Here is a 12,439-nt window from a genome sequence, read left to right as displayed (position 1 = left end):
GTAATGTTTTTCTTAAAAATTGTACGAAAAAAGCGAGACATTAGATGCCTCGCTTTCAAAAAAATTGTAATATTCTGATTTTATTACAAAATCAGGCCTCTAATAAGTTGCCTTCAGCACGATGTGCTAAGATTTCTTGGCCTGCGACTTTTGCGATACTCTCACCTGGACGCACAAGTCTTTCTGACATCTGGGCAAAATAACGACCATTGGCGCGACTATGTACTTCATGGCGTCCTTCCATCGGATTTTGAGCCGCAATATCAATCACGACAGCGATCAAGTCCCCCTTCTTGACCTGCTCACCTAGTTCAACCTGATAGCTCACCAAACCACCAATCGGGGCATGTAGAACATCTGTTGCATGTAAGAAAGAAACCTGCACTTCATTTCTTTGCGGTGCCGGCTTACCTGCAATGATATCCATTCTACGTAAGAAACTTATTAAACCTTGTGCATCTTTACGACCAAGCTCATCGGAAATATCATTTAATCCACGAAATTCAACAGTCACCGCACAGCATACAGGTGGTAAATGAGAGGCTTCTGGTAACACCTCCTTTAGGCGCCACCAAGGAGAGGAATTCGCCTCATCAAACGGGCCTCCGCCAGCTTCGGTTTCAATCAACAAAACAGGCGAATCCAAATCCTGACAGAGCGCGTAAGCCTCATCTTCATGTTGCTGATTTGCATAGACATGTAATTCTGCTTCTCCATCGCAATGAAGATCTAAAACAAAATCCGCATCACAAGACAGATTCATGAGTATCATGCGTAACTCGTCAACTTCTGTCCGGCAAGATTGATGGGAAACGACCTCACGGAACGCTGCACGTACCTTTTCGACATCTTCTTCGACATTGCCTGTCAAATTACCTTTCAACAAGGGAGCTGCGCCTGAAACAAGATCCGCCCAATTACGGTTAAAATTTCCACTGCCGTCAAAAGAATAGCGTCCAGCAACTTTCCCATTGATACGCTGTGCCATGCCAATCGGGTTTGCATAAGGCACAACAATAATTTCACCTTGAATATCACCCGCAGCATCGGCTTCATCCAGCAGGGGAATAAGATGATGCGCCGCCATTAAACCCGGCCATTCATCCGCGTGGAGCGCTGCCTGAATATAAACCTTCTTGCCTTTCCCCTTTTCACCATAACGATGTACAATCAACTCTCGTTGGCTACCGGGGCTTGGTGAAAGCAGAGGAATAACTTCAGTTTGTCTTGGCATTTTTTGCTCCTGTTAGATTTGTTTTTTCTGTCTTATCCTGTCTTAGAAAGTTGAGCAAGATATATGCGTCCCCCCAATAAAGGAGTTAACAAGTCATTGTTCAATTTTGCACATTGATAAATGAAAATGTCTGTAGCCATCTGCAAAAACGCATCTTAAAATGCTGCCAAATCTATAAATAATTCGATGAAAAGGTCATTAGGGGAAATTCATGATTGATTTAAAAAATAAAGTTGCCGTTGTTACCGGTTCCACAAGTGGTATTGGTTTAGCTATGGCAAAAGGCTTAGCAGCGCAGGGCTGTAATGTTATGCTGAATGGCTTTGGCGACGAAGAAAAAATAGAACAAATACGTGCTTCTATGGAAAAAGACCATAATGTTAAGGTTTCTTACAATTCAGCAAATATGGCAAAACCAGAAGAAATCCGTACACTTATTCAAAAAACTGTAGATACATTTGGCGGCCTGAATATCCTGATCAATAATGCAGGCATTCAACGTGTGCACCCCATTGAAGATTTCCCAGAAGAAGATTGGGATGATATTATAGCAATTAACCTTTCATCCGTCTTTCACACGATGAAGGCGGCTGTTCCGCATATGCGAAAAGCTGATTGGGGACGTATTATTAATACTGCTTCTGTCCATGGTTTAGTAGGAAGCGTACATAAAGCCGCTTATGTCGCAGCAAAACATGGCGTTGTTGGTATGACCAAAGTTGTGGCGCTGGAAACTGCACAAGATAATATCACATGTAATGCGATTTGCCCGGGCTGGGTTCATACAGAATTAATCGATGAACAAATTAAAATTCGCGCTGATAAACTTAATGTTTCAAAAGATGAAGCAGAAAAAGATATTCTGCGTGAAAAACAACCCTCCATGAATTTTGTTAAAACTGAAGATTTAGCAAATTTGGTACTTTTCCTATGTAGTCCTGCCGCAAATCAGATGACAGGCGCTGAGCTGCCAGTGGACGGTGGCTGGACCGCTCAATAGCCATAAAACAGTAAGGTCGATGAAAGTTTTTTAGAAAATTTCTATTTTTTTTTGATTTTGTTAACCCTACATTAACTGTTTTGAATATATAAAGTATGTGTCTACCCCAAGATCCAAACCCTACCCTTCTTCATTGGATCAGGTGACACTCTTAGACCCCTGTTCAACTGAGCTGCCCGCATATGCTGGCGGCTCTATTTTTTTGATCTTATTTTTCAATATTTATACGGGCTTAGAACATTCTCACAAATCTGTGATTAAAAAAAACATCTTTTTTAGTCATCTAAGGGTGTAAATTTGTCGTATACTAACCATATAGAAAACATACTACCCGACAGGCTCGACTTCCCCCTAAACCCTAGAGCCTTTCCCCAAGTGTTGGGTAGTACCTTTAAACCCCTGTTCAACTGAGCTGTCTATTTTGGGCAGCTCTCTTTTTTTGTGCAATACCCTTCTTTTCTTCATTTGCAAAATTTACAAATTGAATAATAATTTAGCTAATAAAGCGATTGAAAATGAAGGGTAATTCAATGCAAGCAGTTAACGACCCTCTAAAATTAGGATTTTGCCCTAAGCGCCTTCAGAGAATCACTGATTGGATGCATCGATATATTGATGCGGGTAAATTGGCAGGTGCGACCACCATTGTTACCCGTAAGGGACAACTTGCTTATGCAAATTCAATAGGCAAAAAGGATATCGATACCAATCAGAATTGGGATTTTGAAACCATACTGCGTTTCTATTCCATGACCAAACCTATTACATCTGTTGCGATGATGCAGTTATATGAAAAAGGGTTGTTTCATTTAGATGATCCAGTTGAGCAATACTTGCCCGAACTCAAAAACATGAATGTCCTGCTTCCTGAAGCAACATCCCTAAATGACTGCATACCATCAAAAAACAAGGTTACGATCCACGACCTTTTCTTGCATACGGCTGGCTTTACTTATGGGTTTAACAACGACTTACTCTCTGATGCTTATATTGAGAGAAAAACAGATTTTGACCCAACTCACGGAACCAACCGAGAAGTCTTAAAACGCGTTGCTGATTTACCCTTACAGTTCGAACCCGGTACAAAATGGAATTATGGTATTAACACCGATATTCTAGGAATATTGGTAGAGGTTATATCAGGCAAAACATTGGATAGATATTTCGAAGAAAATATATTCCAACCTCTCGGAATGACAGATACAGCTTTTGACATTTCGCCTGCCAAACAAGATCGGCTTGCCTCTCTTTATGTTCCGACCTCGGAAAATGGTCTGCAACTATATGAAAATGCAATCAATACAGAATATCTGGAAGGAAATGTAAAATGCCTGTCCGGTGGCGGCGGTTTACTCTCAACAGCTTCAGATTACTTAAAATTTGCAGATATGATGCGCCAACAAGGAAAACTGCAAGAAGGCCGTATTCTTGGCCCCAGAACAATTGATCAAATGACAACAAACCATTTACCCGGCGACCTTGCCTCCATGGGGCAACCCGTCTTTAGCGAAGTGTCCTTTAAAGGGGTGGGATTTGGACTAGGTGTCTGGTCCATGCTAAATCCAAACCTTGCAGGATTGAGTGGCAGTATCGGTGATTATGGCTGGGGTGGGGCGGCATCGACGGTATTCTGGGTTGATCCCAAAGAAGATATGATCGTGATGTTTTTAACCCAACTACTCCCAAGCAGTCACTACCCACTACGTAAAGAATTACGTGCACTTACCTATCAATCCTTAATTGATTAGATGAACAGAAAGAAACTTCATGACAATTGAAAAAGAAATGCTGGATTTCGTAGCAGAAACAAATCGCCTTTATCCAGAAGATACAGCTTTACGTAGCCCAGAAGAACAAAAATCAATTTATGAAAATTATGTAAAGGCATTTACTCCACCTCGCCCAGACGGTGTCACCGCAAAGGATTTTGACTTAATCGTAGGTAAACAATCGGTGCCTGCGCGTCTTTATACCAAGGAAGATAGCCTTTCTGAACATTTGATTCTGTTTTTCCATGGTGGCGGATATGTTGTAGGGAACCCGGATAGCCATGACGGTTTTACTGCATGGCTATGTAATGAAACGCAAATATCACTTTTGTCGGTCGATTATCCATTAGCGCCTGCCGCTAGCTATCAGGAAATCGAAGAAGCGGCACGTCTTGCATGGAAATGGTGTCTAGAAAATGCCAATGACCACGGCTTCAAAGCTGAGAATATCATCTTATGCGGTGACAGCGCTGGTGGTCATATGTCCGCTTGTATGTCACAATATCTAGCGGATCAGAACAGTGAAACTATGCCGTTGGGACAAATTCTGATCTATCCTAGCCTTGGGTTTGATATGACGACCGACTCCTATAAAACCGAAGCTGAGGCTCCTCTTCTCACAAAATCAGACATCGAACAATATAGTGAAATTGTATATGGCGGTCGTAAAAACGCACCAGATTCTGCACGTCCTGCTTATGCAAAAAACAAAGAAAATCTTCCCCCAACGATGCTTTTACCAGTTGAACATGACCCTTTACGGGATGATGCTATTCTTTATCACGATATGCTGAAAGATGCTGGTGTTGAATCTCATCTTTACATCGGGGCAGGCTTGTTACATGGGTCGTTACGTGCCTATAAGACAAGCCCCGGCGTTCAAAAGCTATATGCAGCAATTGTCGATCGTATCGCAGAATGGCACTCACGTTGAATGAAATAATATTTCACGCTTCACTTTCTTTAATTTCATGGTATAGTTAATTTTATCAGCAGAAAGCTGACCTTAGATGTTAGGCAGAAATAGCCTGTACTATTAACAAGGAAAGGCGACCAGAAAGGTCGAAATTGATATGGAAATATCCACAGCGGTCCAAGCGACCAAGGCTTCAATGGGGCATGCGACCTCAATCTCTGCGATTAAGAAAGCAGTGGAAGCAGAAGAACAAATCGTAGAAATGATTGCAGATGTAACCAACACACCCAGCCCTGCTGCGACAGGTGGCCGTGGCCGTGTTGTAGATACATACGCTTAAAAAATCGCTTCTATTTATATCTTTAAGCTTACAGACATATTCTGTGAGCCCTTTGGTGTGTCTGACGTATCGAATTAAAATTAAGAAGGATAGCTTAAAACTATCCTCCATGTTAATTGTCTATTAATATCCCAATTCAGGATTCACGACACCCTCTAAGTCCTCGATATCTTTTCCTGCACGTAAATGTTTAAGATTAGCGATGGCTGTCTCAGCCCCTGTATCAACACGCGTCACACTCGCGATATGCGGCGTAATCAACACATTATCCATCCCCCAAAATGGATGATCCTTTGGAAGAGGCTCCTCCCAAAACACATCCAAAGTTACTGCTGATAAAGCATCTGACTTCAAGGCATTTACCAAGGCATCATCATCAAAAATTGTCCCGCGACCTGGATTCACTATTGAGGCCCCTTTTGGCATCCAGGATAATTTCTCGGCATCTAAAAGCTTTATTGTCGCAGGTGTATTTGGTAATAAATTAACCAAGATACTCGCTTCAGAGAGTACTGTTTTTAAGCCCACATCTCCCGAATAACACTGAATACCGTCAATTTCCTTTTGACTACGGCTCCATCCTAAAACCTGAAAGCCTGCCTGACGAAGCGTCTGTGCACAAGCTTCTCCCAATTTTCCAAGCCCAAGCATGGCAACTTTGCGCTGACGTGCAAGCGGCGGATCAATCGGGTCCCAGTGTTTTTTCTTTTGGGCATTTATATATCGAATGGTATTTAGGTGATGTAACATCACATGTCCTAAGACATAATCCTGCATTCCTTCAGTTAACCCAATATCGACCATGCGGATAATAGGCAAATGTTTGGGGAAGTCCGGATCAGATGTAATATGTTCAATACCTGCCCATAATGATTGCACAGCTTTAACATTTGGTAAGTTGGCTATCGCTCCCTTGGGTGGCGCAGAAGCGAGAACATATTCCACAGCTTCGCGGTTTTCGATTTCAGGCCAAACCTGAATTTCCTCACCTAATTGCTTTTCAACTTCTTGCTTCCATTCAGCAGGGTCTTCATTTGATGTAAGTAAAGCAATCGTCATTAACCTGTTCCTTTATCGTCGTTTTCTCTTATGGGCGCCGGATAAAGCTCCCCGGTCTTATCTGTCAGCTTATACATAAGCAATCCGATAAACTCATAAAGAGCCGAGTACAAATCTCCAGCTCCTTTATAAAATTGAAATTGCAAAGAAATTACCATTTCTTTACCGAAATTATAATCAACAGGGAAAGGGATAAACTTCCAATCCAAATGTCTTGCAATTCCAATTGCCCGCGGCATATGGGCAGCAGATGTCACCAGTATCCATGTTTCACCGGGCTCAGGTTTGACTAATTTCTTCGATAATTTGATGTTTTCATAAGTATTACGCGACTGGTCTTCTATTAAAATTTTGCTCGCGGGAATATGTAACTTTTCCAGCACATCCCTAGCTAGTGTGGCCTCCTTATATTCCTGCGAAAACAAACTGCCAGACCCGCCGCTGTAAACCGCCTTTGCCTGAGGGTAATGTTCTATTAATTCGGCAAAAGCAAAAAGCCGCTCAATATTACTTTGTAAAATGAGTTGTTGATATTCTGCACTTAATGCCGGATTTACTGCACCGCCCAAAACAAGAATACCATCCACATCAGCAGGTAAAATAGCCGGAGGCGGGAATCGTTGTTCCAAATGAATTCGCCCCCAAGTCCCTATCGGGAACACAGTAATCAATAAGGCTAAAGTCACTATTACTGTCATGAGCCCGCGTGCAAGCTTGAACCAATTCATCCATGCAAAAATCACAGAAACCAGCATCAATATTAAAAATACATTGATCGGATTTAATAGAAAATAAAAGATCTTGGACAAATAAAAGAACAAGTCATGTTTCCTTTTGGATACGGGGATATACCTTCCCACAGAGCACAGAATCAGACTATAGAGATATTCGTCTTTCTTTAACAAGTCTTCACAGACATTATCACATGGGCCTATCAACATATGACTGATATTCTTGACCCTGCCATTCGCCAGAAAGCAATGGATGTTTTTATCGCTCGCACAGGATGGGGAAATGCAAAACGTTTTCCTCTAGCAGCCGATGCATCCTTCCGGCGCTATATTCGGTTAGAACAAAATGATCAGTCAGCCATGCTAATGGACGCCCCACCGGAACATGAAGATACAGCTCCATTCATTATGATCTCTGATCATTTAAATAATCTAGGTTTCTCAGCGCCCAAGATTCTTGAGCGGGATGAAGATGATGGTTTTCTTTTACTGGAAGATTTTGGCGATGGGACTTTCACAAATCTATTAAATAACGGAACAAGTGAAACAAAACTGTATCGTGCTGCAACTCATTTACTAGTTGCTCTCCATAATTCTCCCGAAGCCGGTTTTCTTTCCATTCCTTCTTATTCTCAAGACATCCTTCAACAAGAAGCTGATTTGTTAATAGAGTGGTATTTACCTGAACATCGAGGACATAAAGCACAAGAAAATGAAATCGAAACATATCGTGACGCATGGGCAGAGATGTATAACAATTTGCCACCCGCAAAAAACACGATCGTTTTACGAGACTTCCATGTAGATAATTTAATGCTACTTGAAGATCGGAGTACATATGCGCAAGTCGGCTTGCTAGACTTTCAAGATGCCCTATTAGGGCATCCAGCTTATGATTTAATGTCTCTATTGGAGGATGCCCGCCGAGATATCACTCAAGAGCTTCAAAACCAAATGCTTGATTTGTATTTTGACAAAGCCTTTGGCACCAATCGCGATCAATTTATGAACTGGTATAATTTCCTAGCAGCTCAACGTCATGCTAAGGTTATCGGTATCTTTAGTCGCTTATATAAACGCGATGGAAAGGATGTCTATCTGCAACATATTCCACGCGTATGCGCATTACTTGCCAAACATTTGGAAAATCCATTGATGGAGCCGTTAAAGATATGGCTTGAAAAGCATTTACCAAACTTTCAAGAAATTCCGGCAAGTCTGAAAGCAAAGTAAATTATGCTTATTGGATTTTCATCTCAGTAAAACTTTTATCAACGTGTTCATAGCTGCGAATATAATCAGCAGGCCGGATAACATAACCATCTTTATAAGAAATCACGCGAATAATTGCACCTTGAAAATCGGGATTTCCGCTATTTTCTTTGATCAAGTGATATCCCTCTGTATGCACAAAATATCCACAAAGTGCGGCAGCAAATTGCTCCCCATTTTCAAGATGTGCGCCTTCTTTTAGCCCATCCCCTAAAATATAGGCAAAATCATCCATCATCACCCCCGGCATAGCCATTTGTGCCGATTGCGCTAATTGTTCTATTTCTGCCAAGGTTACATCTACCCGAAAAATCGGAGATTTTTTATTAAGTTTTGGCATTCCTTTAGAGGGTTTGCCACTCCCGCGTTTTTCAACAACGAGGCCCAACGCAATTGTTCCTTCTCTGCGTGCAAGCTCTCTTAGTTGTTGCCCCGTTGTCTCTATTTCTTCTTCAACAACAGGCTTGGCTAAAATATTTACTTCTTCCGACAATAAAATTTTACGAGCCTCTGCATTAGAAAGATTATTTTCTTTTGCATAAATCTTAATCTCTTTCGCCGATGGCATCGCAAACCCCTTATTTTTCCTAATTCAATTTCCTCTTAAAATGGCTAATGACAGGTTACGGAACTGTCAATATATTAAACAAAATTTAGATGTTAAACTTAGCTTTATCAGACGCATATAAACTTGATGAATTTTAGAAAGACACACTGAAATGTGGGTTGATAAATTTAACGGCCTATCTCGCCTAGATTCGAGCCTCAAAGATCGCCTTACGAAAGAGGCAATCATAAAAACAATACATAAAGGGCAGATTATATTTGGTCCGGGCTCCCCACCTGATCAACTATTGTTTCTGATCGATGGTACAATTCGTGTCCAGCAAGTTTCAACCAGTGGGCGTGAAATCGTTCTATATCGTGTAAACGCAGGTGAAAGTTGTGTTTTAACAACTGCTTGTCTGCTCGCCTATGAAGATTATTTGGCAGAAGGTTTTGCAGAAACAGATATTAAAGTTGCAGCCCTCCCACGTGCTGTTTTTGAAGACCTTCTATCGCATTCTAAGGAGTTCCGACATTTCGTTTTTACTGCCTATTCAAGGCGTGTAACTGAGCTATTTCATCTCATTCAGGACGTAACTTTTACCAAAATAGATATCAGACTTGCTCAAAAGTTATTAGAACTCGCCAAGGATAATAAGATACGGAACATCACTCATCAAGATTTGGCCGTCGAATTAGGTAGTGTACGTGAGGTCATCAGTCGTCAATTGCAAGAATTCCAACGTCGAGGCTGGATCAAAGTAGCCCGTGGCGCAATTGATATTCTTGATATTTCAAGCTTAACAAAACAATCTCAACATAATTAAAGTGACTTAGTCACATATTTCTACGTCACCCTCTATAAGTTTGGGCATAGTCAAAACCACTAGGAATGAAGTACATGACCCCCAACCCAATTGTGAAGGCGTTTTTTGACGAACCTACATTCACGATTACCTATGTTGCCCACGACCCAAATACAAAAGAATGCGCGATTATAGATTCTGTGCTTGGCTTTGACCCTATTTCTGGTCGCACAGACAAATCACCTGCTGATTTAATAATAAAGTATATCAAAGAAAACGGTTTAAAAACTGAATGGATTATGGAAACACATATTCATGCGGATCATATTTCCGCAGCCCCATATCTAAAAGAACAACTGGGAGGACTAACTACCATAGGAAAAGAAATATCCGTCATACAAGATGTCTTTTCCGATATCTTTTGTGTTGAAAAAACATTCCCTAAAGACGGGCGTCAATTTGATCGACTTCTCGATGAAGAAAGTGCGTTATCTTTAGGGTCAATTCACGGAAAAATTCTTCATACGCCTGGTCACACACCTGCTTGCATAACAATTGTATTTGGTGATTGCGCCTTTGTAGGGGACACAATTTTCATGCCTGACTTTGGGACGGCCCGTTGTGATTTTCCCGGAGGAAGCGCCTCAACTTTATTTAAATCCATTCATAAAATTTTGTCTCTTCCGGATCACACACGTATCTTCACAGGGCATGATTATAAAACAGCTGAACGAGATGAATATCGGTGGGAAAGTTCAGTTAAAGAACAGCGAGATACTAACATTCATATTGCCACTAAAACCGCAGCAGAATTCCAACAAATACGTGTTTCTCGTGATGCACAATTAAACCTACCAAAACTGATCATTCCTTCTGTTCAAATCAACATGCGGGCAGGTCATATGCCACCCCCAGAGCGGAATGGTCGTAGTTACATTAAAATCCCCGTGGATTTACTTTAAAACGTTTAATACCTAGTGAACAGGATAACATAATGGATAACTTTCCAACTGAATGGTTACATGGACTAATCGGTGGTCTTCTCATTGGTTGTGCCAGCGCTTTTTATCTTTTCTTTAATGGTCGCATTGCAGGTGTTAGCGGAATACTCGGTAATCTGCTATCAAATTCTAAAAACCTGTCCTCAGTTTCATTTCTCATTGGCCTTATATTTACCTCAACTATCTTTATGAGATTTTTTTGGGAATCTGAGATCATCGTATCAGATAGCTGGATCGCACTTCTCTTAGGAGGATTATTGGTCGGCTTTGGCACGCGCCTTGGCAATGGCTGCACAAGTGGTCATGGCGTTTGCGGGATATCTCGTTTATCAATTCGATCAATCATAGCGACATGTACTTTCATGTTTTTCGCTATGTTGACTGTCTATATCACCCACCATCATATGGGAGAATTTTGATGCGACTAATTACTGGACTGATTGCAGGCAGCTTATTCGGTATCGGATTAACAATTTCCGACATGGTAAATCCAAAAAGGGTTCTAGGTTTCTTAGATATAGCTGGAGAATGGGACCCGACCCTTTTGTTCGTGATGGGTGGTGCGATGCTACCCATGTTTATATCTTGGTTCTTTGTAAAGAAGCTGAAACATCCATTATGTGAAACTGATTTTCAGATACCGTCAAAACAGCGCATCAATGTAAAATTGATTATGGGTTCCGCTTTGTTTGGTATTGGATGGGGAACCATAGGTATTTGCCCCGGCCCCTCCCTGGCATCAATAGGAACAGGAAACGTAAGTCTTTTGATCTTTGTAAGTTCCATGATTGCTGGCATGTTACTTTTCAAGGTATCACCTTTCAAAGCCTAATACTCGTCAGCTAAGTTTCTACTTGCACCAGAGATATTGCTGACTACCCTATGAAAAATTTTGGAGTGTTTCATGTCATTAAAAGTCGCATTACTTGGCACAGGTCTTATGGGATTTCCTATGTCTCAGAATTTGCTTAAAGCAAGCTTTAATCTTTCTGTCTGGAATCGAACAAAAGCAAAAGCAACTCCATTGCAGCAAGATGGCGCAAAAATCTGTGAAACGGTATCAGATGCTGTCAAAAATGCTGATATCATTATTATGATGCTAGAAAATGGGCCCGTGGTTGAAGATATTTTATTTACACAAGGCAATGCTAACGCAATCCAAAAAAATGCGATTATTATTGATATGGGATCTATTCCACCAGCCATGGCACAAGATCATTCAAAGCGTCTTGCAGAGAAGAATATTCACCATCTTGATGCTCCTGTATCTGGAGGTACAAAAGGCGCCACAGAAGCGACACTCACAATCATGTGCGGTGGTGAAGAAACTATTTTCCAAAAAGTTTTACCTATTTTTAAAGCAATGGGACGCGCAACTTATATCGGCCCAAGCGGGACTGGCCAATTATCCAAATGCGCAAATCAAGTGATCGTTGGCAATACCATTGCCGCTATATCGGAAGGCCTGCTTCTTGCCGCAGCTGGTGGCGCAAATCCTACTGCCGTCCGAGAAGCATTATGCGGAGGCTTTGCAGATAGTCGTATTTTACAGGAACATGGCAAGCGCATGTTAGAGCGTAATTTTGAACCCGGTGCTATGTGTAAAACACAACTAAAAGACTTACGCACAGCAATAGAGGCGATTGATGGTATCAATCTTCCAGTTACTCAAACCACTAAATGTCTTTATGAAGAATTGATTCGTAAGGGTCATGAAACATTGGATCATTCTGCTTTGTTACTTGAGTTAGAAGCCTTAAACACA

14 protein-coding genes are annotated in these 12,439 nt (G+C 41.3%); 10 read left to right on the top strand and 4 right to left on the bottom strand.

Translation table 11 applies throughout. The annotated features are described in order from the left end of the window. Nucleotides 1-91: 91 nt before the first annotated feature. Nucleotides 92-1,234, bottom strand: a complete 1,143-nt coding sequence (locus E1160_RS03285) for a succinylglutamate desuccinylase/aspartoacylase family protein (RefSeq protein ID WP_155153571.1) — start codon at nt 1,232-1,234, stop codon at nt 92-94. Between the two features lie 211 nt (nt 1,235-1,445). Between E1160_RS03285 and E1160_RS03280 the strand changes: the two genes are divergently transcribed. The 4 genes from E1160_RS03280 (at nt 1,446) to E1160_RS03265 (ending at nt 5,259) form a co-directional block, all read left to right on the top strand. Then, entirely contained in the window at nt 1,446-2,234 is a 789-nt protein-coding gene (locus E1160_RS03280; protein WP_155153570.1) for a 3-hydroxybutyrate dehydrogenase, read from the top strand. 530 nt (nt 2,235-2,764) lie between these two features. Continuing rightward, complete coding sequence (locus tag E1160_RS03275; RefSeq protein ID WP_218048684.1) at nt 2,765-3,982, top strand: serine hydrolase domain-containing protein; 1,218 nt, start codon at nt 2,765-2,767, stop codon at nt 3,980-3,982. A 19-nt stretch (nt 3,983-4,001) separates the two neighbouring features. After that, nucleotides 4,002-4,937, top strand: coding sequence for an alpha/beta hydrolase (locus tag E1160_RS03270; RefSeq protein WP_155153568.1), 936 nt, complete (start codon nt 4,002-4,004; stop codon nt 4,935-4,937). Nucleotides 4,938-5,076: 139 nt separating this feature from the next. Next, nucleotides 5,077-5,259 carry a hypothetical protein gene (locus E1160_RS03265; protein WP_155153567.1) on the top strand — a complete coding sequence of 61 codons (183 nt, stop codon included), beginning with the start codon at nt 5,077-5,079 and terminating at the stop codon, nt 5,257-5,259. 123 nt (nt 5,260-5,382) lie between these two features. Here the strand turns inward: E1160_RS03265 and E1160_RS03260 are convergent, their stop codons facing one another. Further along, on the bottom strand, nt 5,383-6,318 hold the full coding sequence (locus tag E1160_RS03260; RefSeq protein WP_155153566.1) for a 2-hydroxyacid dehydrogenase: 936 nt from the start codon (nt 6,316-6,318) through the stop codon (nt 5,383-5,385). Beyond that, nucleotides 6,318-7,139 carry a YdcF family protein gene (locus tag E1160_RS03255; RefSeq protein WP_218048683.1) on the bottom strand — a complete coding sequence of 274 codons (822 nt, stop codon included), beginning with the start codon at nt 7,137-7,139 and terminating at the stop codon, nt 6,318-6,320. Before E1160_RS03255 ends, E1160_RS03260 begins: the two co-directional genes overlap by 1 nt. A 120-nt stretch (nt 7,140-7,259) precedes the next feature. On the opposite strand from E1160_RS03255, the gene E1160_RS03250 reads away from it, so the two are divergent. Further along, nucleotides 7,260-8,282 (top strand): aminoglycoside phosphotransferase family protein, encoded by a 1,023-nt coding sequence (locus E1160_RS03250; protein ID WP_155153564.1) that lies wholly within the window; start codon nt 7,260-7,262, stop codon nt 8,280-8,282. Between the two features lie 7 nt (nt 8,283-8,289). On the opposite strand, the gene E1160_RS03245 is transcribed toward E1160_RS03250, so the two are convergent. Continuing rightward, nucleotides 8,290-8,889, bottom strand: a complete 600-nt coding sequence (locus E1160_RS03245) for a hypothetical protein (protein WP_155153563.1) — start codon at nt 8,887-8,889, stop codon at nt 8,290-8,292. Nucleotides 8,890-9,040: 151 nt separating this feature from the next. On the opposite strand from E1160_RS03245, the gene E1160_RS03240 reads away from it, so the two are divergent. The 5 genes from E1160_RS03240 to E1160_RS03220 form a co-directional block, all read left to right on the top strand. Further along, nucleotides 9,041-9,694, top strand: coding sequence for a Crp/Fnr family transcriptional regulator (locus tag E1160_RS03240; protein WP_155153562.1), 654 nt, complete (start codon nt 9,041-9,043; stop codon nt 9,692-9,694). Nucleotides 9,695-9,768: 74 nt separating this feature from the next. Beyond that, nucleotides 9,769-10,635: an MBL fold metallo-hydrolase gene (locus E1160_RS03235; RefSeq protein ID WP_155153561.1), complete on the top strand. Its 867-nt coding sequence runs from the start codon at nt 9,769-9,771 to the stop codon at nt 10,633-10,635. A 32-nt stretch (nt 10,636-10,667) separates the two neighbouring features. Then, nucleotides 10,668-11,093: a YeeE/YedE family protein gene (locus tag E1160_RS03230; protein ID WP_155153560.1), complete on the top strand. Its 426-nt coding sequence runs from the start codon at nt 10,668-10,670 to the stop codon at nt 11,091-11,093. Then, nucleotides 11,093-11,506 (top strand): DUF6691 family protein, encoded by a 414-nt coding sequence (locus E1160_RS03225; protein WP_218048682.1) that lies wholly within the window; start codon nt 11,093-11,095, stop codon nt 11,504-11,506. Before E1160_RS03230 ends, E1160_RS03225 begins: the two co-directional genes overlap by 1 nt. Nucleotides 11,507-11,566: 60 nt before the next feature. Then, a partial coding sequence (locus E1160_RS03220) for an NAD(P)-dependent oxidoreductase (RefSeq protein ID WP_328597112.1) occupies nt 11,567-12,439 on the top strand: 873 nt, incomplete at its 3' end.

This window comes from Curvivirga aplysinae (genome assembly GCF_009711445.1).
GTDB lineage: Bacteria > Pseudomonadota > Alphaproteobacteria > UBA8366 > Aestuariispiraceae > Curvivirga > Curvivirga aplysinae.
The sequence above is the reverse complement of the archived record's forward strand: the minus strand, read 5'-3'. Positions and strand labels throughout refer to the sequence as shown.